Source organism: Chitinophaga ginsengisegetis (assembly GCF_900168065.1).
Taxonomy (GTDB): Bacteria; Bacteroidota; Bacteroidia; order Chitinophagales; family Chitinophagaceae; genus Chitinophaga; species Chitinophaga ginsengisegetis.
The window spans coordinates 48674-67955 of sequence record NZ_FUZZ01000008.1; the positions used below are offsets into that span (position 1 = coordinate 48674).

Annotated in this window: 14 protein-coding genes; 1 reads left to right on the top strand and 13 read right to left on the bottom strand. The window is 44.3% G+C overall.

The genetic code is table 11. The features are described 5' to 3' along the window. Nucleotides 1–47 precede the first annotated feature (47 nt). Nucleotides 48–1388: a condensation domain-containing protein gene (locus B5Z18_RS32120; protein ID WP_079473683.1), complete on the top strand. Its 1341-nt coding sequence runs from the start codon at nt 48–50 to the stop codon at nt 1386–1388. Here B5Z18_RS32120 and B5Z18_RS32125 read toward each other — a convergent pair. The 13 genes from B5Z18_RS32125 to B5Z18_RS32185 all read right to left on the bottom strand — a co-directional run. Continuing rightward, the gene (locus tag B5Z18_RS32125; RefSeq protein WP_079473684.1) at nt 1385–2266 is read right to left on the bottom strand and encodes a glycosyltransferase; all 882 of its coding nucleotides are present in this window, start codon (nt 2264–2266) and stop codon (nt 1385–1387) included. The genes B5Z18_RS32120 and B5Z18_RS32125 overlap by 4 nt on opposite strands. A 10-nt stretch (nt 2267–2276) precedes the next feature. Further along, nucleotides 2277–3788, bottom strand: coding sequence for a glucosylglycerol-phosphate synthase (gene ggpS / locus B5Z18_RS32130; RefSeq protein WP_079473685.1), 1512 nt, complete (start codon nt 3786–3788; stop codon nt 2277–2279). A gap of 31 nt (nt 3789–3819) precedes the next feature. Next, nucleotides 3820–4332 carry a UpxY family transcription antiterminator gene (locus tag B5Z18_RS32135; protein ID WP_079473686.1) on the bottom strand — a complete coding sequence of 171 codons (513 nt, stop codon included), beginning with the start codon at nt 4330–4332 and terminating at the stop codon, nt 3820–3822. A gap of 211 nt (nt 4333–4543) precedes the next feature. Beyond that, nucleotides 4544–4972 carry a hypothetical protein gene (locus B5Z18_RS32140; protein ID WP_079473687.1) on the bottom strand — a complete coding sequence of 143 codons (429 nt, stop codon included), beginning with the start codon at nt 4970–4972 and terminating at the stop codon, nt 4544–4546. Continuing rightward, complete coding sequence (locus tag B5Z18_RS32145) at nt 4969–5523, bottom strand: RNA polymerase sigma factor (protein WP_079473688.1); 555 nt, start codon at nt 5521–5523, stop codon at nt 4969–4971. Before B5Z18_RS32145 ends, B5Z18_RS32140 begins: the two co-directional genes overlap by 4 nt. Before the next feature lie 50 nt (nt 5524–5573). Beyond that, entirely contained in the window at nt 5574–8018 is a 2445-nt protein-coding gene (locus B5Z18_RS32150) for an outer membrane beta-barrel family protein (protein ID WP_159454510.1), read from the bottom strand. A gap of 31 nt (nt 8019–8049) precedes the next feature. Beyond that, nucleotides 8050–8385, bottom strand: coding sequence for a DUF6249 domain-containing protein (locus B5Z18_RS32155; RefSeq protein ID WP_079473690.1), 336 nt, complete (start codon nt 8383–8385; stop codon nt 8050–8052). 111 nt (nt 8386–8496) lie between these two features. Then, a complete protein-coding gene (locus tag B5Z18_RS32160) occupies nt 8497–9288 on the bottom strand; it encodes an aspartate/glutamate racemase family protein (protein WP_079473691.1) in 792 nt (263 codons plus the stop codon). A gap of 17 nt (nt 9289–9305) precedes the next feature. Beyond that, on the bottom strand, nt 9306–10259 hold the full coding sequence (locus B5Z18_RS32165; protein WP_079473692.1) for a glycosyltransferase family 9 protein: 954 nt from the start codon (nt 10257–10259) through the stop codon (nt 9306–9308). Further along, nucleotides 10252–10452: a hypothetical protein gene (locus B5Z18_RS32170; protein ID WP_079473693.1), complete on the bottom strand. Its 201-nt coding sequence runs from the start codon at nt 10450–10452 to the stop codon at nt 10252–10254. The genes B5Z18_RS32165 and B5Z18_RS32170 overlap by 8 nt, the downstream gene beginning before the upstream one ends. Before the next feature lie 22 nt (nt 10453–10474). Further along, nucleotides 10475–12004, bottom strand: coding sequence for a serine hydrolase domain-containing protein (locus B5Z18_RS32175; protein ID WP_079473694.1), 1530 nt, complete (start codon nt 12002–12004; stop codon nt 10475–10477). A 36-nt stretch (nt 12005–12040) separates the two neighbouring features. Continuing rightward, complete coding sequence (locus B5Z18_RS32180) at nt 12041–15139, bottom strand: cyclic peptide export ABC transporter (protein WP_079473695.1); 3099 nt, start codon at nt 15137–15139, stop codon at nt 12041–12043. Then, nucleotides 15136–19282, bottom strand: a 4147-nt coding sequence (locus B5Z18_RS32185; protein WP_143313771.1) for a condensation domain-containing protein, incomplete at its 5' end; no start/stop codon positions are given. The genes B5Z18_RS32185 and B5Z18_RS32180, both read right to left, overlap by 4 nt.

Here is a 19282-nt window from a genome sequence, read left to right on the forward strand (position 1 = left end):
ATATTACTTGTTTAAAAAACAGACCCATAGGTTTCAATCAACACACCATGAAACAATACCCTCTATCCCCAAGGCAGCTGGAAGACTGGAAATATAATTATAACCTGAAGCCCGGTGTTCCACCCACTATCATGAGAATTGAAACTGATCTGGCCGGCATCGATATCGGCACGCTGAAATCCGCATTCTCTTCGTTAATACAAAAACATGAAAGTCTGCGCACCACCTTCCGGGTGATTGAAAACCAGGTTATACAACAGGTAGAAGAACTTTCCGGCAAATTTGAACTGATGTATGTGGATGAATATACGCCTTCCTCTCTGCATACGCTTTCTGAAATGGTTATCAGGGAAATGAAGGACCTGGAAAACGGACCTCTGATCCGGGGAATAGCCTGTAAAAAAGAAGCCGGTCTTTACAGGCTACACATTATCGTCCATCACATCATTTCGGACCAGTGGTCTGTCAACATCATCAAAAATGACCTGCAGCAATTGTACCTCAAACATGCCAACAACCAGGTAACACATAATGAAATACCATCTGAACAGCTCGGCGCCTATATACTTTCCAAAACAGCATTCTACAATGAACATCACGACAACGTAATCAGGTACTGGGAATCAAAACTGGAAACAAAAAGCTGGCATTCAGACTATGATATCATTCACAGGAACCTGCTGTCACCTCCGCCAGCCGAACGGGCTTTTCCATGGAAGGGACTGACAGGCACAGACCTTATCGCGAACCCCACGGGAGAAGCATATACCGCTGCCATCAGCGAACATCTCTATGAACAGCTACAGCAACTTCGCTATAATGAAAAATCCAGCATGTTGAATATCCTGCTTACTGCCATTAACCTGCTGGGTGCGAAGCTGACCAATAACCGGCAAATACTGATACAATGTCATCATGCCTGCCGGCAGGAAGCTATTACTGCGAATATCATAGGCAATTTATTGGGTAAGCTGCTTATTTTTACCGACATCCATCCTGATGAAAGTATTTCTGCATTGATGAACCAAACAGGCCGCCGTTACCAGGAAGCCACCTCTCATATTATATTCAGCTCAGAAAAACTGAATCCTCTTGAGCTTACTACAGGCAACTTTCTCTTCTTTAACTTTCTGCCAAAGGAAATGCAGAATAATTCCCTGTATAATTATAAGGAACCCGCCTTTAGCAGCAATGTTTGGGCAGAATCACCCTTAGTTTGCCAGGCATTTGAATACAAGAATACCGTGGTGCTGAAATGGTCTTATCATCTTCAATTTTTCAACCGGACACTTATTGAACTCCTGGCAGCGCAATTTGAAGAGATACTGGAGATGATGACCGGCGATAGCCAGACCGATATTAAAAGCTTCTTAAATAACCTGGATTAGGTCAGGGGAATACCTGCCCTGCGTTGTTTCAGTTCAAAATTGAGGTCTCTTGCGGTACACGACATAAACACTTCCGCTTCCGGAATGTTGTGCTTTTGGAGGAAATATAACTTGTTGTGATGCTCCTGACGCAGTTTCTCCGTTGTGTCGCTGAAATGCGGGCAATGCAGTGAAGCCGCTTTCCTGTTCAGTACAAAGCGAACATTATTCTTATAGATACGGTAACCCAGATCGATGTCTTCCACGCCCCATCGTTGATCATAAGCCGTATCAAACACACCCGTCCGTTGCAATTCCGCCGATCTCACGGACAAATTTCCAGTCCAGAACATAGCCCATGGCGCCTGCAGGGCCATAATATCATCGCCACAGGCAGCGTAAACAGACTCCCTGATATCCAGGTATTTATCTCCGGCAATAAACCTGTTGATTGTATCCCTGGGGTTCAGCAGATCAATCTCTTTCAGAAGTGTTTCACCGGGATCATATACTTCTTCAATACCCAACACATAGCCGATCACGACCAGGTTCTGGTCTGCGTGAGATGCCAGGTGTGCGCTGATACAGCCGGGGTCCAGTACAATGCCAGAATCAATAAACAACAGGATCTCTCCTTCTGCATTGGCAATTCCCAGGTTTCTGGCCGTTGCCACCCGGTAGCCGTCATCCTCCTGGAACAGGTACTTCAAAGGAAAATTGCCCTCGTATTTACCGACAGTCTCCCTGGTGTTATCCGAGGATCCGTCATCCACTACGATCACTTCAAACAGGGATTTATCCAGTGTCTGGGCATTGATACTCATTAATGTGTAGTCTAACAGATATGCCCTGTTGTACGTTGGAATAATAATACTGATGCTGGGCGCCTTTTTGTTCATGATGCTATATTTAACTTGTTTTCAAAGCGAAAGACTGGTGATTGTTCAATTTTTTTCCACCAAGATCCGTCAGGCGTTTCGACCAACGTCGCACATCCGAATGCCGGACTTTCAGATAAAGTTTACGATTCCTCGCTTCCTGATCCTGTACTGACATCTCCAATGCCTGATCTATCGCATTGTCCATGCTGTTGTAAGAGTAAGGATTTGTAAGTACTGCTTCATGAAGCTCAACAGCAGCGCCAACAAACTCAGACAAGACGAGTACGCCTTTCCCGCCTTTTTTTACGGCCAGGAACTCTTTGCACACGAGGTTAGTGCCATCCCGCAACGAGGATACCCACATGATATCTGTAGCGGAAAACCAACTCACCATTTCCTCAAAAGAAAGGGCTGCTTCCGAATAAATAACCGGGGTCCAATCCGCGGCGCCATGGGCGTCGATAATCCGGGCTACCAGTTGCCTGATCTTTACCTGAAACTGATCATAAGCGGTTATGCCGGCTGCCGGTTGTACCGCTACGAGGGAGAGCACCACTTTACCCTTTAATTCCGGCCGCCTGTCCAGCAAACGGCTGTAACATTCCAACAGTTTGTCCATTCCTTTTACATAATCCATTCTTGAAGCCGCGAAAATCAGTATCCTGTCTTGGAACTGGCTCCTGATAGCTGATATCCTGCTCTTTATGCGCCGGTCTTTAAGTAGCTGGTCAATACGGGCGCAGCTGGTACCCACCGGGATAGCATCCAGCTGAACGGTTCTGTTATCAAACAACACTTTCGAGGTTACCACAGGCTCGCTCAGGGCGTTACCGGATTGTGAAAAATAAGGTGTTACCTTCTTACGTTGCTTAATCGAAATATTGGTCACTGATTTGGCAACCGCTATAAAATTCTCAATGTACCTGGGGATAGAGAAAACAATATGATTACAGCATAACAGGCTTTCTATGATTTTTTCCCTCCATGATATAACATTGAAGATATCCGGTCCGGGGAAAGGCGTATGGAGAAAAAAAGCAATTTTCACATCCGGCGCCTTCTTTCTTATAAAGTATGGAGCAAGCCACAAATTATAATCGTGGATCCAGACAGTGGTATTGCTATCAGCTTCTGCCAATGCAGCCTCAGCAAACCTTTTGTTGATCATTACAAAATTTTCCCAATTGATTTTCTGACAGTCAAAGTTTTCGTGGAATGAATGCAATATGGGCCAAAATCCTTCCTTCGATGTTTTATGATAGAAGCAATTAAGCTCTTCTTTTGTAATAGGCACCCGTTTAAGCGTACAAGCCGCACCAGCTTCCGGCATATCAATCCTTTCATAAACCGGAACGGACTGGTTATCCGCGAATTCACTTCCGGCAATCCACATGCCGTCAGGCACTACAGAAAAAAATCCCTTCAGCAGGGGAATAATACCATTTGGTTTACCTGCATCCCGTCTGTAAATGGTGCTGCCATTAACCATCACCTCTTCATATGGCTGACGATGATACAGCACTATTATTTTTCTCTTCATAAATGGTAAAAAATTTGAGTATTACATGCCATCAGATCCTGCTGAATGAGGAGGCTGGTATTTCCACAGAAATGGAGTGGTTGAGCACCGGAATTCTCACCCCAAATCTTGTTTTTCCTTTCTTCTGAAAAATAACACCTTCTATTCCAATGAAAGGTCCTTCTGTGATCAACACCTTACTGCCACTTTGCAGTTCCCGCTCTACCGTCACCTCCGGTTCAATCATTAGTTTTTTAATGGTATTCATCTCTTCTTCCGATACAACAACAGGCTTTCCATCGAAGGCCACGTAACGTGACACTCCCGTAATATCCAACAACCTGAACCTTGCCTGTTCTTCTACATATACAAAAACGTAATTCGGAAAAAGCGGTTCATCTACAATCTTTCTCCTGTCGCTCCATTGCTTGACAACTTTTTTTGTAGGCAAAAAACAGTGGATACCTATCTTTTTGGATTGATTGAGAATTCGCTTCTCATAGTGCGGGTATGTATAAACCACATACCAACTGCATACAGTTTGCTGAAGTGCTAATTCGCGCATAGGGTATATTTTATGCTGAGTAAATGAATATGCTGGCAAAGAATAATGCTACCGGCAAATTGAGTCAATCCCCATTTTTGATGATGGAATATAGGTGGGCTAATCAAATATAGCAGATGGATTAACTAACGGTACTTTTTTACTTATACTAAATCGCGCTTATTCAATAATGGTCTTTTAGGTGGCAACAATTTTTCGTAAATACGTGATTTTAACTGTACTTCTTCTTCAACAACTTGCTCTCAAGCGATTGCATGATCAGAAAACAGGTCAATACAAATACGGAAATAAACAACATACCGGGTGAAGCAACGGAGGCCAATGGGATTGTATCCACACCTATCCATCCTATCATGCCTACAGCCAGCAATACCCCAATAACGGAGAGGGAAACTACAATAACAAGTTCTTCCCTTCCAGCCTTCACTTTCTTACCGGAAGCGGCTAATGCGGCTGTGACATTCCGGGCAAAATCCGGTGGAGGATCAGCTTCAGGCAGTTTTTTCAATTCATCAAATAATAACTGGTACAGCTTTACATCCACACTGAATCGGGGATCATTGTAAAGCGCCTGTTCACCGGCCCTCTCCCCCTTTTCTTCCAGCATTCTCTGGATACTTTCATCGTTTGTATTGCTCATACTATATCCTTTTTTAAACTACCCGTTAATTTATCTTTCAACAGTTTCCTCGCTCTGAAAAGATAACTCTTTATCGTTCCCGATGGCATTCCTGTTATCTGCGTAATTTCTTCATAAGAAAATTCGTTCAGATGATATAATACGATCACTGTCCGATACTGTTCCGGCATTTGATCTATTAACTGATTCAGATAGGCTGCTACATCTTTTCTATCTAAAAGTATTTCCGGGTTTTCGCTGGCGTGTTCAATGGTTTCTATTTCTGTGATTTTTTGTCTGTGTTCCCGTCGTTGTTTTCTATTATGGTTAACAGCGGTAACCCAGGCAATGCGGGCTATCCAGGTTGACAGTTTCGACTGAAATTTAAAGCTACCCAGATGACGGTACACCTTGATGAATACTTCCTGGCAGACATCTTCCACTTCTTCCCTGTTTGTTACTATTTTACCTGCTATAAAAAATACAAGCCGCTGATATTCCTTCACCAGTATCTCAAATGCGTGTAAATCGCCCTTTAAGATAACAGGAACCAGTTCTTTTTCATCAACCATAATTTCTCTGGAATTCAGCTTTGGTGGTTATGGGTATCATCATATGGATGTTATTGATTAAAGTCTTCATTGGATACATCATCATTCTTAATTCCACGCTTATTCTTCCTGATCGTTTCTCTGAGTTTTCCGAAATTATAATTTAAGTTAAAACTAATTGCTCTGAAATACAACCGTCTGGTAATATTTTGTTCAAAATCATTTCCAAAAGTGTTTCTGATATCGTTCCGGAATTTGCCGAAAGGGTTGATGAGCGCGGCTGACAGGGACAGTTTATCATTCAGCAGGGATTTTGTTAAGCCAAATGAAGATGTAACAACGGAATTAGAAGTTCCCTGAAAGGTCACTTTCGGACTGATCACATTTACATTACCGCTTACGCGCCATCCCTTATCAAACTTGTAGCCTGCTGAGCCGGCAATAGTGTACATGAAACCCTGATTATCAATATTGGCTCCTTTGGAAACACTTTTTGTCCATATATAAACGAAATTATTATTCAGGGTTAAGCTCAATCGCTTCGTTGCTGGATAGCTGATATTCAGGCTTCCGCTTAATCCTTTACCGCTGCCGGCGTTTTCAAATCTTGTCCGCACTACATTTGTTTCGGGAATAAGAAATGATACAGGTATCGCCAGTTTATTAAAATAGGCATAGTCCACGCCTGTTACAATGACCACTTTACCTGAATAAGTGTAACCCAGCTGAACGCCGTTGAGCAACGCCGGGCTGAGCTCCGGATTACCGGTATGTTCCACATTAGGATTAGAACGGTCTATAAAAGGATTGAGCTGATTAACACCCGGGCGCTTTATCCGCTGCCTGAATCCCAGCGTCATCATACTTTTCTTGCTTAACTTTTTGCCAATGGAAATTGCAGGCATCACATTAAAGTAATTCTGCTTAACATTTGAGGCATTGGAAATAAAGTCTGCATCGATAGTAGTTTGTTCAATCCGCACCCCTCCTTTAAAGGACCAGCCATTAATTCCATACTCATATGTGTTGTAAGCGGCCAGTATATTCTGCCGGTTGCGGAGTACGTTACCGAGGCTGGTGTCCTGATTAAAATCACCTGTTAAATGGTCAAATATACTTGTTTGAAAATCTCCCTCGTTTTTTCTGAAAATAGCTTTCACCCCTGACTCAACAGCCACTTTACCTATCGTGAACACGTAATCCACCTGCGCTGTTTGCTCTGAGGCGCTTTGCCTGTTCGATTGTTTATAATCTGATAACGGGTAGTTAATGGTATCTAATACTGATACATCTGCATGCTGCCTCGAGTCATATGTAAAATAACGATAAGAGAATGTCAGCAGGTCTTTTTTATTTCTTTTGAATCCAAGCTGATAATTCAGGGAAATATCTTTTCCGTCACCATGTGTTTCTCCCTTTCCGGCTATATCGTAACCTTGCAGATAGCCATCACTTGCCGTCAGCACGGATTGTTGCTTATTATTATCCTTATCCTTGTTGCCATTGATATTCAGCTGCACCGATACCAGGTTGAGACTGTCTGCTTCATAACTGATTTCCGCTCCAATATAACCATTGCTGCTATTGGATTTCTGTGTTCCGTTCTGAAGCAGATGGTCTTTTTTGGTGCCGGTCGCCGATCTGTTTATCGTAGTTTTCGTTTCCGGTGAATTATAGATGCTCGCAGCGCCGGAAGCTGATAAGCCCCATTTCCCACTTTTCAGGGAAAGGGAGCCGCCCATTCCGGGGCCGCCCACCGGGGCGCGCCCGTTGAGGTTGATGGTGCCTTTATATCCATCCGCCGGGCGTTTGTTGGTGATGATATTAATGATTCCGGCAAAGCCTTCACCGTCATATTTTGAGGAAGGTGTTGTAATCACTTCAATCCTTTGAATAGTGGAGGCTGGCATGGATCGCAGAATGGCTTTCGGATTTCTTTCAGCCATACTGGAAGGTTTACCATTGATCAGAATTTTGTACCCTGCGTCTCCGTTCAGCAAAATATTATCATCAGCATCCAGCGAAATATGCGGTACTTTCCGCATCATCTCCAGCACATTACTACCCTTACTGTCCGGATCGGCCTGCAAGTCGTAAGAAATACCGTCAATTTGCTGGGTAATGATGGGTTTCTCCCCTGTCACCTTTACTTCTTTCAGGGTACTTGATGCTCTTACAATACTTATTTTACCGAGCCCGGCATGTCCGTTTGCCGCAGCGAGGTTTACCTGGAGCGTTTGCTTACGGAAACCCATAGCCATTACCGTTAATGAATAACTGACCGGTTTCAAATCAGAAAATATAAAAGAACCGTCTTCCTTTGTCACTGCGGCCTTAATAATACCGGTATCATTTTTTAATCCGATGGTGATATAAGCAAGAGGTGATCCTGTAGCAGAATCAACCACAATACCAGTGATAGTTGAATCATTCAGGGGAGCCTGACCAAATACGGGTAGCACAAACAAGCAACATACAGTAAAGAACAAACAGGTTTTCCGGGTTAATTTATTCATGGCTTTGAGTTTAGAACTGATGATGAACAAATTAACTGTCCTTTTGTACGATAAGATAATAAAGCCCAAAACCCAATGCAATGAAAATAGCCTCGATACCATAGGGTACCGGGGATTCGGCATCAGCAAAAGAAAGGAACCCGATCACCACCAGGCCCAGCCCTCCAAAAAAAAGTACCAGCGCCCATTTAAGTGCTTCCCGGCGGGAGGCAGACAGCTGCCTGAGGAACTCTACTGCGGCGGCATCTGTTATACCTGAATCTATAATATGTTTTTTCAACTTATAGTTGAAATAAGCCACTATCACCACCGCTATTGTTATAAAAAGCGCTACCGGTAAAAGAAATACCAAAGTTTTAGGATGCATGTCAGTTCGTTTAATAAGATGATCTTCCCCCAGTAGACACCAATAAAACCTAAAAAGTTGCAGCGTTCAAAAATTTCTTTTTTATGGCTTAAAATACAGGGCATGTTTCGGTCAGATTTCCTGTTTACCGGCTCCTGTAAACGGATTCTCAGCCAATGCTTCCCTGATAAGGGCCCGGGCAAAAGATGCCGTGGAATCAACTATAATCATCTCATCTACCGTACTTTCTGTAAATACCAGGGATAAGTCAGTACACCCCAGGATAATGGCATCCACCTGTTGCTGTTTGAAATAACTGAGTGCCTGCCCGCTCCATTGCTTTACCTGGTTTGTTATATTACCGGGACAAGCTTTGATACCATCGCGGGGATCATATATCATTCTGTGGATAATATCATTCTGAAAGCGTGCATCCGGTATCACCACTTCAAACCCCATTGTTTCCAGGACGGTTTTATAAATACCGGATCTGTAAGTACCGTTGGTGGTCATAAGCCCGATACGCCGTACGCCCAACAGGTTATCCTTAATATGCCGGCAGGTTTCAAAAGGCATATTAAGCAAGGCAATACTACTGCCGGGGTGTTGTATCCTGCCGGAAATTACATCAAATATGGCGGGCGAATACACCGTATTGCAAGCCAGACCCACCACCTCCGCACCGGCCGCTTCCAGTTTCCGGATCATCTTAACAATACTGTATGCAGGGTTTACTGAGATATATCCGTCCAGGTATTGAGTCCTGTCGCCGATAGCATCAGGAAATGACATCAATATAACCGGCAAATGTTCCTGGTCAAGCGTTGCGGGTGTCATCAGCAAAATGCTCTTAAAAAGGGCAAGCCCCGCCTCAGGCCCCATTCCGCCTACTATACCAATTACCTTGTTTCGTCCGGGCTTCATATCTGTTGCAATAAATATTATGAAATTAATTTCCCGATCAGTTCCCCAGCCGGTGCTTCCTGCGGGAAACCGGCACTGCTGGCACTTACCTGCCTGATCAGGGCTTCCTTTACCTCTTCCACTTCAATTAGCTTCATACAATCATTACCAAGCGGGCATGACCGGCCCCACAAATAGTGAAAGCAGGGAGAACAAGCCACGCCTTTATAAATATTAATATTGTTTTCATGTCCCCAGTGTAAAGGACTGGTATCGCCAAACAATACCACACCGGGTAGGTTGAAAGCATTGGTTGCATGCGCAAAGCTTGATTCCACCCCTACAAATGAAGTCGCATATTTAAGCTGGCAAAGTGTTTCACGAAGCGATAATTTATCTCTCCAGTCAATGGCTCCTTCCACGGTTGGTTCATTTGGCATCCCAATCTGGATAAACGTCAACTCCGGTAACTCTTTTACCAGGCGGTTCCATTTTTTAATATCCCATAAATGATTAACGGAGCATTTGGAATAGGTATGAATAAAAACAACGTTTTTAAAAAGCCTGATCCGCTCCCGGGCCTGCTGTTCCTCCGTTGCTGTGAAAAACAGCTGTATCTTACGATCTCCATTCAGTTTCACATCGAAAACATCAGCTGCTACTTCTTTATAATTCTTTTCGTATATCCATGTAGCCGGAACATGGTTCAGATACATGTGATAATACTTTCTGTCTTTGATCCACTTTTTCTTTTTAAAAAGATATACAAACAAGTGACGGGGATACCTCCACATGGATGTAACATGCAATTCCCTTAATGAATCAATATGAGGATTGTTCAGTAACACCTGCTTATGTCCGGGATGAAAGTGCTGGTAGTACACAATGATCCTTGAGCGGGGATTTTCCTCTTTAAGGGCTTTCAAAGCGGGGGTACAGAGCATCAGATCACCAATGCCTCCCCAGGTAACTACAATAATTTCTTCACGCATTTAAAATCCAGTTCAATTGTTCTAAAGCTGCTGTACATATCTTTTTATTCTGGTCCAGTACCCGTGACCGGAACTGGCATCTGTCGAGAAATGGCCGGGAGAGTTCCTTCTCTATCTCGTGATTAATGAGTGCCAAACGGGTTTTCACTTCATCGGCCCTCGCTGTGATTTCTTCATATGTCCTGGTCTTCATAGAAAATAAAATTACCGGTGGATTAATCATTTGAAGCGGCTCCGCTGCTGCTGCCGGAATAAACGGCCTGCTTCTGAAGCTCCTTCTCACATTTTCTCAAATTAAAATCCAATGTAAATTCTTCTGAATGGAGGGCTTTTGCTTTGATAAAATCCTGGTAGGCCGCATTAAAATCTTTCTGTTTCATATCCAGTGTGCCAAGCAGGTAGAAAGCCCTGGATGCATCCGGGTACAGGATGGTATTTTCCGTTAGTAACTTCCGGGCTACGGCAGTATCTATTCCGATAAAAATATGTCCCAGCTCATTCAACGTATTTACACCCAGCTTTTGTTCGCTCTTTAATCTTCCGGCATCTGCTATCATTGCATCTCCTCCTGCCTGTTTGTACTTTTTCAACAATGTAATCGCATTACTGGGATACTGTTCATAGTATTGTTTGGCAAACTCCGATTTGATATCCAACCGGACAGACATATCCACGAGTCGCTGGGAAATAAGCTTACCCCGATCAGAGTTGGTCATAAATATTATGCCCCGTTTATGAACAACAGAATAGAAAAGCTGACATTTATAACCGGGATTGCTGCCTCCGTGTGCGATGATGGTATCTTTTGGCGTATAAATAACTTCATACCCTCCTCCGAAGTAATGGTTGGGAGGAAAATAATCATCCAGGCTGGTCGTTTTGTGCAGGATATCGTTTATGCGATCCCGTGATAAATATTTACCATTGAACATGCCTATCAGCAAATGGGCGTAGTCCAGGGCAGTAGTGTTAACCCCGCCAGCCGGAAAAACCGACTTATTTTTCCATTTTGGAATTTTTCTCTCCAGCACATCATGTCCATTTGAATAATTACCCGGAACCGTATCTTTAAAACTGGTAAAAGTTCTTTCCAGCCCCAACCGGGATAAAACCATCCTTTTTTCAATATCCTGGTAAGGCTCTTTAAGTATGGTTTCAATTACCCGGGCCAGGTAATGAAACCCTTCTCCTGAATAAACAAATTTCTCACCCGGGTTGGAAACAATATCGAGGGTATCGGGGTTAAAATCGGATTTCCAGTTCTCAATGCCGGAGCAATGACCCAGAATCATCCGGGGAGTTATCAGTCGATACCGCGGATCATGTTTAAGCCGATCGTATTCCAGGTACTGATACATGGGCTTATCCAGGTCAAGCTTATGCTGATCCACCAACTGGTATACCATGAACAGCATGAAATTTTTCGACAGTGAACAAGCCTCAAAAAGCGTTTCATCATTTACGGCTTCAGGTTGCCCCGACTGCTTGTAACCATAGGTATGGTAAAAAGCAACTTTATTATTCTCTATAACGGCCAGGGATATACCGGGAATCCCCACCTCTTCCATCATACGGTTTACTTCAGCATTAAATGCATGGATATTCACCTTTCTGCCGCCGGTTTTAAAGTACTCCGGTGATTGACCCAGACTATACTGAAAACAAGCAGTGAGCAATAACATTGATACCACCGTTGCATTCAAAAACTTCCGGGCATATGCTGCTGAAAAATCAAATATTCTCATAAAAAATTAATAAGATGAATGATTGCCTGGGGCCTTTTAGAATTTCTCTATTTTCATGGTGAGCGATGTAAAAGAACGTTCATCATTATAAATTTCCAGCTTACCATGTTCCATTTTCAGGATCTTATCCGCCACATCGAAATAATGGTCATCATGAGTAATGGCTATAACGATCTTTCCCGCTTCCCTCATTTGTGGTAATAGTGTTCTGTAAAAAAAATTACGGTATGCAGGGTCCTGATCTGCTGCCCACTCATCAAAGAGATAGATGGGGGCATCTTCCAGGTAGCATTGCAACAGCGCCAATCGCTTTCGCTGTCCGCCAGACAGGTTAATAGTGGTGTATTTATTGTCCAGGACACCTACAATATTTTCGAGATTCAGCACACGCAGATATTTTTCAATCTCATTTTTTTTACTGACAGTGTCAATATTGTAAAGTTTTCCAAAGATGTACAGCGGGGAAAATACCGCAGAATAGTATTCGCTCAGGTCACAGCTTTTAAGCTCTTTTTCATTAATAGTGATCGTTCCTTCAGAGGGCTCATATAAACCCGTGAGCAGTTTAGCCAACGTGGATTTACCACTGCCGTTTCCTCCAATGATAAAGAGTATTTCCCCGCTCTTCACTTCAAGATCAATGGCCCCTACCTGGAAGCCCTCCTGACTGTTATAGGCAAACTTCAAACCCTGCGCCTTTATGCTCATCACTTCGGGCTCCAAAGGAGGACAAAGTTCATGTAAGTCGAGATTAGACGGTATTTCAGATAAAAATTGCTGGATCCTGTTCCAGGCAATCCTCAACTGTAATATAGAAGGTGCTGCCGTCAGTAACCTGTTTACCGGTCCGATAAGGTATAAAAGTACGATCACAAAATTCATGATGGTACCTGACTTTGTGTCTGTAAACAACCGCGGGATAATAAATGCCACCGTACCCAGCAAAAGTATCAGCATGGACTCTCCCAGCAAAGATGCGTAGAGGAAACGCATGGCTGCGAATGATATTTTCTGGCGATAGCTATCCGCTGCATCTGTAATATCCTTATAGTACTCCAGTTTCTTTTTCCGTTGCAGGGAGATCTCTTTAAACCCGTCGATCATGCCATTGGTCAGTCGCATAAAAATATTCCTGGTATCGCGGGCTTCTTCATAATATTTATTGGTGCTTTTGCTGACAAAATAATATAGCGTCGCCAGCGCAATAATAAGTATCAATGTCATGAGCGTTGCCCAGAAAACCATGGTAGCCAGGTACAGGAAGGCCACCACAGCAGTGAATACACTGGTCACCAGCGTAATGGCCATATTGGAAGAATTGCCGATGGTGTCCACATCATCATTTACAGAGGTGTATACCCTTCCCCTGTCCATGTTTTCAAATTTTTGGTAAGAGGTGGAAAATATTTTCTCAAAGACTTTGATCCGCAATTCAAATCCGATGCCCTTGGAGAGATCAATTAAACTGGATTGCACAAACTTCCTCCCGAACATATGCACAGCAACGGTTAACAGGAAATAAAACACCAGGTACTGTAATTCTACCTTGCTGTTGATGGCAGATACAATCAAAAGTATTAATACCATGTTAGACATTCCAGACACGATGCTTACCAGCAATATTTTTGGAATCACCCGTTTGTACTTGTTCTGCTGCGGGAACAACAATGTGATAAAGTATGCCAGGTAGGTTGTTACCAGCGATAATAACGCAAGACCTACCATTGCCACAAAACTAACCGGGCTCCAGACAATAACGGGCTGCCAGCTCATCCCTAACAGGGCGTGCGGTAACATATAAAATCCATATAAAAATGGTAATGCCAGCACAATTGAAAGTACTATCCGTCCCACTGTCCTGACGTTCGCTCCTTCCAGGCGCCTCGTGCCGGTGAATATCTGGTATATTACCATTCCCGTGAAGCCGAGCAGCACCACCAGGTAGATACACAGTGCCGCACATACAATACTATAGGCTTTATCATTGCCATCAGCAACCGTAAATTCCCTGTCTCTTATTTCTTTTGACACCAGGTCCAGCAGTGAGGCGCCGATAATACGCGTAGCGCCACTGTTTGAATTAGCCATCACTATTACACCATTTTTCTCCACGGGATCAAATGCTACGTAAGAAGTATAATTAGGATTCAGTCCTCCGTGATAAACAGCCCCGTCTCCCATCAATGAAACCTGCCAGCCCATTCCATAGGAAGACATATCATGTATTGGCACAGTCACGTCCCCTTCATGTGTTTTTGCTATCAGCGGATAAAGATTTGAAGATTGCAGCCCCATTTGCAGTTTCAGCCATTTCGCCATATCCCGTATATCGGATATGATGTATCCCGCCGCATTATTTCCCCTGTACACAGGCGCATCATATCTCCGGGGTCTAAAAAAGCCAATCTTATAACCGGCCGACATGAAGGTGCTGTCTTTCGGCGCCCCAATAGTAGTTTGGGCAAGGCCGAGGGAATCCAATACATTTTTCTGCAGATAGTCCTCAAAGGAACCTCCGCTGCGCAGCGCAATAATGTAAGCCAGTATATCATAGTTCACTGTGGCGTACTCGAAGTACAGGCCCGGCTTATTCGCCAGTTTGACACCGGAAATATTCCGTATGGTCTTTTCCAGGGCATTGCTGCTGTCACTTTCCGGAATAAGTGAGATCGTTTTCCAGGGCAACCCACTCGTATGATGCAATAAATGCCTGATCTTTATTTGCGCCGGCTTGCCGTTGTAGCTCACCTGGAACCAGGGCAGGTAGTCCCTGACATTAGCATCCAGGTCGAGCAATCCTGCCTGTTGCAGCTTAAGTGCAGCCAATGCAGTGAAAGCCTTGCTGCATGAACCTATCTGGAATAATGTGGCGGGGGTGACCGGTGTTTTTTTATCCAAATCAGCAAACCCGTAGTTTCTGAAAACGGTTGTATTCCCCGAGATAATAGCCACACTAAGTCCCGGAATGCTGCCGTCTTTCATCAGCTTACCCACAATGGAGTCTACCGCATATAGTGGAATAGTATCAGCCCTGGGGCCGGCAAAACAAAGGTGGCCGGAGCATACCAGTAAAAAAACAAAAACCGGTATAGATCTTAAGGCAGTCACGATAAAAGATGCGATGAATTTGCTCATTCTGCTACTTTGTGCGGTGAGGTTTGGCTAACTTTTTCGGCAATCTGTTTCAGGGTACAATTAAAATATATACTGAAGGGGAGATCCACATTGAATTGTTTCTTCATTCTTTCGTTATTGGTCACCAGTAACAACGAGTGTCCGCCCAAACCAAAAAATGTATCATTTAGTGTCACCTGTTCCAGTCCCATCAATTCCTTCCATATCAGTGCAATCTGTTTTTCTACAGCTGTTTGTGGCTGAGCGGCTTCGTCTATCACAATGGCTGATCTTTCCAGCAATGCAGGAATGGCATCCCGGTCCACTGTTCCAGCCGCTGTCAATGGCAGATGTCCAAATTTTATGACGTCGGTAGGCATCATATGCCTGGGTAGCTGGCTTCTCAAATACTTTTTAATCTTTCCTACCGTCGCTGACTTATCAGGCAGCTCCACCAATGCCAGCAGTCTCTTGCCTGGTGGCTGATTCCCGGGAATAATGACTACAGTATTGGTTACCTCTCCATGCCGCATGATCACAGCTTCAATTTCTGATAAGTCTGCCCGGTGTCCATTCAGCATGAGCGGCCCGGCTTCCCTTGCGGAAAATTCGATTCCGTTCTCTGCTAAGTATCTTGCCTGCCAGGGAGTTTTGATTACACTGACTTCCAGTTCCGGGAGCGGAAAATATAGCTGGTGGCAAAGTTCTTCTTCCGTCAGATAATCACTGGCCAGGCCGGTACCACCTATACACAAACTGCCATATAAGCCATCAGCCTGTAACTTGTTGTTCCTGTCAACGATGTATAAAGCAGCCCCCGGTAAAGCCTGGTATAGTATTCTGGCATTTGTAGCTCCAGGTGCAGGAAGCGTACGTCCGCAGGCAAAAATTGCATACTCCGGTACTCCAAACATGTCTTCCAGCAGGATACCCGTATTCAGCTGGCTGAATTTGCGAACAGGATCTGCCCAGGTGCCCATACCGGTGAGAAAGATATGCTGAAGGGATTTAATTTTCTCCCGTCCCCGGCGTGTTAACACCTCAGTAAACGCACTGAATACCGGCGCTTCAAAATGTACGTGTGTGATGCCATAAACTTCTATCCAGCTTATGATCTTATCTATTTCGCTTTCGTTTTCCGGAGGAAGAATGGATAAGCATCCTCCTGATAAACACCAATTGAATATCTCCTGCAGGGCAGATTGCACACTGGTATTCGTTCTTAATAAGTAGCCGCCTGTTTCCTGTACAGGGTATGTATCCTGCATTCCTGCCAGGGCGCTGAAGAGTGCCTGGTGACTGAACATGAATCCAACAGGATTTGATAAAGACTCCAGGCTATACATGACGTATGCCAGATCATCAGCAGTTACACCGGAAGCCAGTGGAAGTTCCCTGCTTTCCAATATGGAGTTCCACTCCTGCTGTATGTTAAGGACCTTTACATTTATAGCTGACACATCGAACGTGGTATTCCCCGTTATTAAAACCCCAACACCTGCCTTGCTGATAAGCGTATCGGAAATACCGGGAGGATAAGCGGGATCCAATGGGACAAAGGCTGCACCGGTTTTGAGAATACCTAATATAGTGGGAACCAGGTATTCATCCCGCTCCATCATTACACCAACCAGCATCGATTTCCCGACACCCGCATTTTCTTTAAGGTGATATGCGATCTGATTGGAGATGCGGTCAACATCCGTATAACTCCAGGAAATATCCTTGTATCTTATAGCGGTTTTCCCCTGGAAACGGTTAACTGATTTTTCGAACCGGGAGAGAATCGTTTCTGTTTGTATGTTATTTCCATTTCCCCGGAAACGGTCCAACAGTGCTTTCCGTTCGTCTTCGCTGACTACATAAATATCGGAAATTTTAATGTCAGGATCTGCTACCACCGCTGCTACTATTTTTCTGAAGTAAGCGGCAAATTTCAAGATAGTTTCCGGTTTGAACAGGCTATCCTGGTAGCCAATAGCCAGTCTTATTTCACCATTATTTTCAAACGCAGTTAAAGACATATCAAATTCAGCTACGAGATGGCTGGCTTTGTAGGAGGATATTTTTAAATCAGGAATAACAAACCTGGTTTCTTCAAAATTCTGAAATACGAACATGACATCATACAATGCGCTGTGCGCTCTTGCCCGCCTGATCTTTAATCTGTCTAATAACCGGTGATATTCGTAGGACTGATTCTCCAGGAAGGCGAATGTCCTTTCCTTCACCTCATTCATAAACTGCCGGAAGCTTAGTTGTTCTGCCGGAAAATTTCTGAAGGGCAGTATTTTAACAAACATGCCCAACATATGCTGCAGGTCACTATGATCCCTTCCTGATGCAGGGATACCGATCATGATATCTTCCTGATTGGTAATTTTTTCAAGCAAAATATTGTAAACGGAAAGCAGTACAATGAACAAGGTAGCTCCTTCTTTATCGGCAATTGCCTTGAGATGACCAGTTTGTTCCTCTTCAATTCTGAAGTTGACGTTTCCTGCATGATTGTTCTTTTGCTCCGGCCGTTCAAAGTCAACCGGCAAATCTAATTGCGGCATGTTCCTGGAAAGCTCCCCGTACCAGAAATCATTCTGCTTATCCATTTCGGCCCTTCTCTCCTCGGTATCCAGCCATTCCACATAATCCTTATACTGTAAGGTTAACGGCGCGAGTGTGCCATTATTAAACAGTGTCTTAAATTCCCTGATAAATATTCCCCAGGACGTGCCATCCATTACCAGGTGATGGGTATCTACTACCAGTACATGCTTTTCCGGTTGCACTTCAATTAACGCGACTCTTAACAACGGTGCGCTGGAAAGGTCGAAACGTGCAATGATCTGCTGTACCAGCTGTTTGACATCTTCCTCTGCCGCCACATGATGTGTTATGGTAAGCACAGCACTATCTGCAATCTGCTGCACCACCTCTTCCCCTATCACCTGGAAAGAAGTACGGAATGCCTCATGCCGGGCTACCAGTTGCTCCATTACCTGTTTTAACTTGTCTTTATCCACGCTTCCTTCCATCACCACTACCCTGGGCATGTTGTAAGCGAGGGTCTGTTTGTCGTATTCTGAGAAGTAGTATATCGCTTTTTGTGCCGGCGAGAGGCTATAATAAGGCTTGGGGGTTGCTTTGGGCACACGGGACACCTGCATTGCCCCCACCTGCCGGATATACTCCGCCAGGCTGGAAACCACACGTCTTTCAAAAATTTCCTTGAGTGGCACCTCTGTTCCCAGCTCGCTCAATATTTTGTTCACCAGTACAGTTGCCCTCAACGAATGTCCTCCCAGGTCGAAGAAGCTGGAATTTACGCTGATGGAATCTTTATCCAGTTTCAATATATCAGCCCATATTTCCACCAGTTTCGTTTCTACTATTCCGGATGGTGGTATATACTCATCCGTAGCGGATACATGAGGCTCCGGAAGCGCTGCTCTGTCCAGTTTTCCGTTTGAGGTCAGCGGGAAGTGATCCAGGTAAACAAAGTAAGAAGGGACCATGTAGTCCGGTATTTTCCCTAACAGGTACGTACGCAGCTCTGATACCTTGATCTCCTGATCAGCAGTATAATAGGCCACCAAGTATTTGTCATCTTCCTTTTCACGGGCTTCCACCACCACTTCGCCAATACGGCTGTTACCTGATAAGGCATACGCTATTTCGCCCAGCTCTATACGGAAACCCCGTAACTGTACCTGGTGGTCTTTCCTGCCAAGGTATTCAATTTCACCACCCGGCAGCAGACGGCCAAGATCGCCGGTGCGGTAAAGCCGACCACCGGTTTTATACGGATCCTGGACAAACTTTGCAGATGTTAACGCTTCGTTGCCCAGGTACCCCCTCGAAACGCCAGATCCGCCTACGTATAACTCTCCGGTAATGCCTGCCGGAACCAGCCGCTGATGCTCATCCAGCAAGTAAACTGATAAAGTAGGGATAGGTTTGCCGATGTTGCTGATATTACTGCCGATCTCTTTTTCTGTGATCTCTTTATAGGTAACATGCACCGTCGTTTCTGTAATCCCGTACATATTAATCAGCTTAACACCAGGATACATCTCCCGCCACGAATGCAATTTCCCCGGGCTCAGTGCTTCTCCCCCGAAAATAACATAGCGTAAAGACAGCCCCGTTACAGACAATTGCAAAAGA

Bases quoted from the DNA above. Each gene is read 5' to 3' on its own strand.
- B5Z18_RS32165 (WP_079473692.1), bottom strand. From the start codon at position 10,259: ATGCGTGAAGAAATTATTGTAGTTACCTGGGGAGGCATTGGTGATCTG.
- B5Z18_RS32125 (WP_079473684.1), bottom strand. From the start codon at position 2,266: ATGAACAAAAAGGCGCCCAGCATCAGTATTATTATTCCAACGTACAAC.
- B5Z18_RS32160 (WP_079473691.1), bottom strand. From the start codon at position 9,288: ATGAAGCCCGGACGAAACAAGGTAATTGGTATAGTAGGCGGAATGGGG.
- ggpS (WP_079473685.1), bottom strand. From the start codon at position 3,788: ATGAAGAGAAAAATAATAGTGCTGTATCATCGTCAGCCATATGAAGAG.
- B5Z18_RS32145 (WP_079473688.1), bottom strand. From the start codon at position 5,523: ATGGTTGATGAAAAAGAACTGGTTCCTGTTATCTTAAAGGGCGATTTA.
- B5Z18_RS32150 (WP_159454510.1), bottom strand. From the start codon at position 8,018: ATGAATAAATTAACCCGGAAAACCTGTTTGTTCTTTACTGTATGTTGC.
- B5Z18_RS32175 (WP_079473694.1), bottom strand. From the start codon at position 12,004: ATGAGAATATTTGATTTTTCAGCAGCATATGCCCGGAAGTTTTTGAAT.
- B5Z18_RS32180 (WP_079473695.1), bottom strand. From the start codon at position 15,139: ATGAGCAAATTCATCGCATCTTTTATCGTGACTGCCTTAAGATCTATA.
- B5Z18_RS32170 (WP_079473693.1), bottom strand. From the start codon at position 10,452: ATGAAGACCAGGACATATGAAGAAATCACAGCGAGGGCCGATGAAGTG.
- B5Z18_RS32155 (WP_079473690.1), bottom strand. From the start codon at position 8,385: ATGCATCCTAAAACTTTGGTATTTCTTTTACCGGTAGCGCTTTTTATA.
- B5Z18_RS32140 (WP_079473687.1), bottom strand. From the start codon at position 4,972: ATGAGCAATACAAACGATGAAAGTATCCAGAGAATGCTGGAAGAAAAG.
- B5Z18_RS32135 (WP_079473686.1), bottom strand. From the start codon at position 4,332: ATGCGCGAATTAGCACTTCAGCAAACTGTATGCAGTTGGTATGTGGTT.
- B5Z18_RS32120 (WP_079473683.1), top strand. From the start codon at position 48: ATGAAACAATACCCTCTATCCCCAAGGCAGCTGGAAGACTGGAAATAT.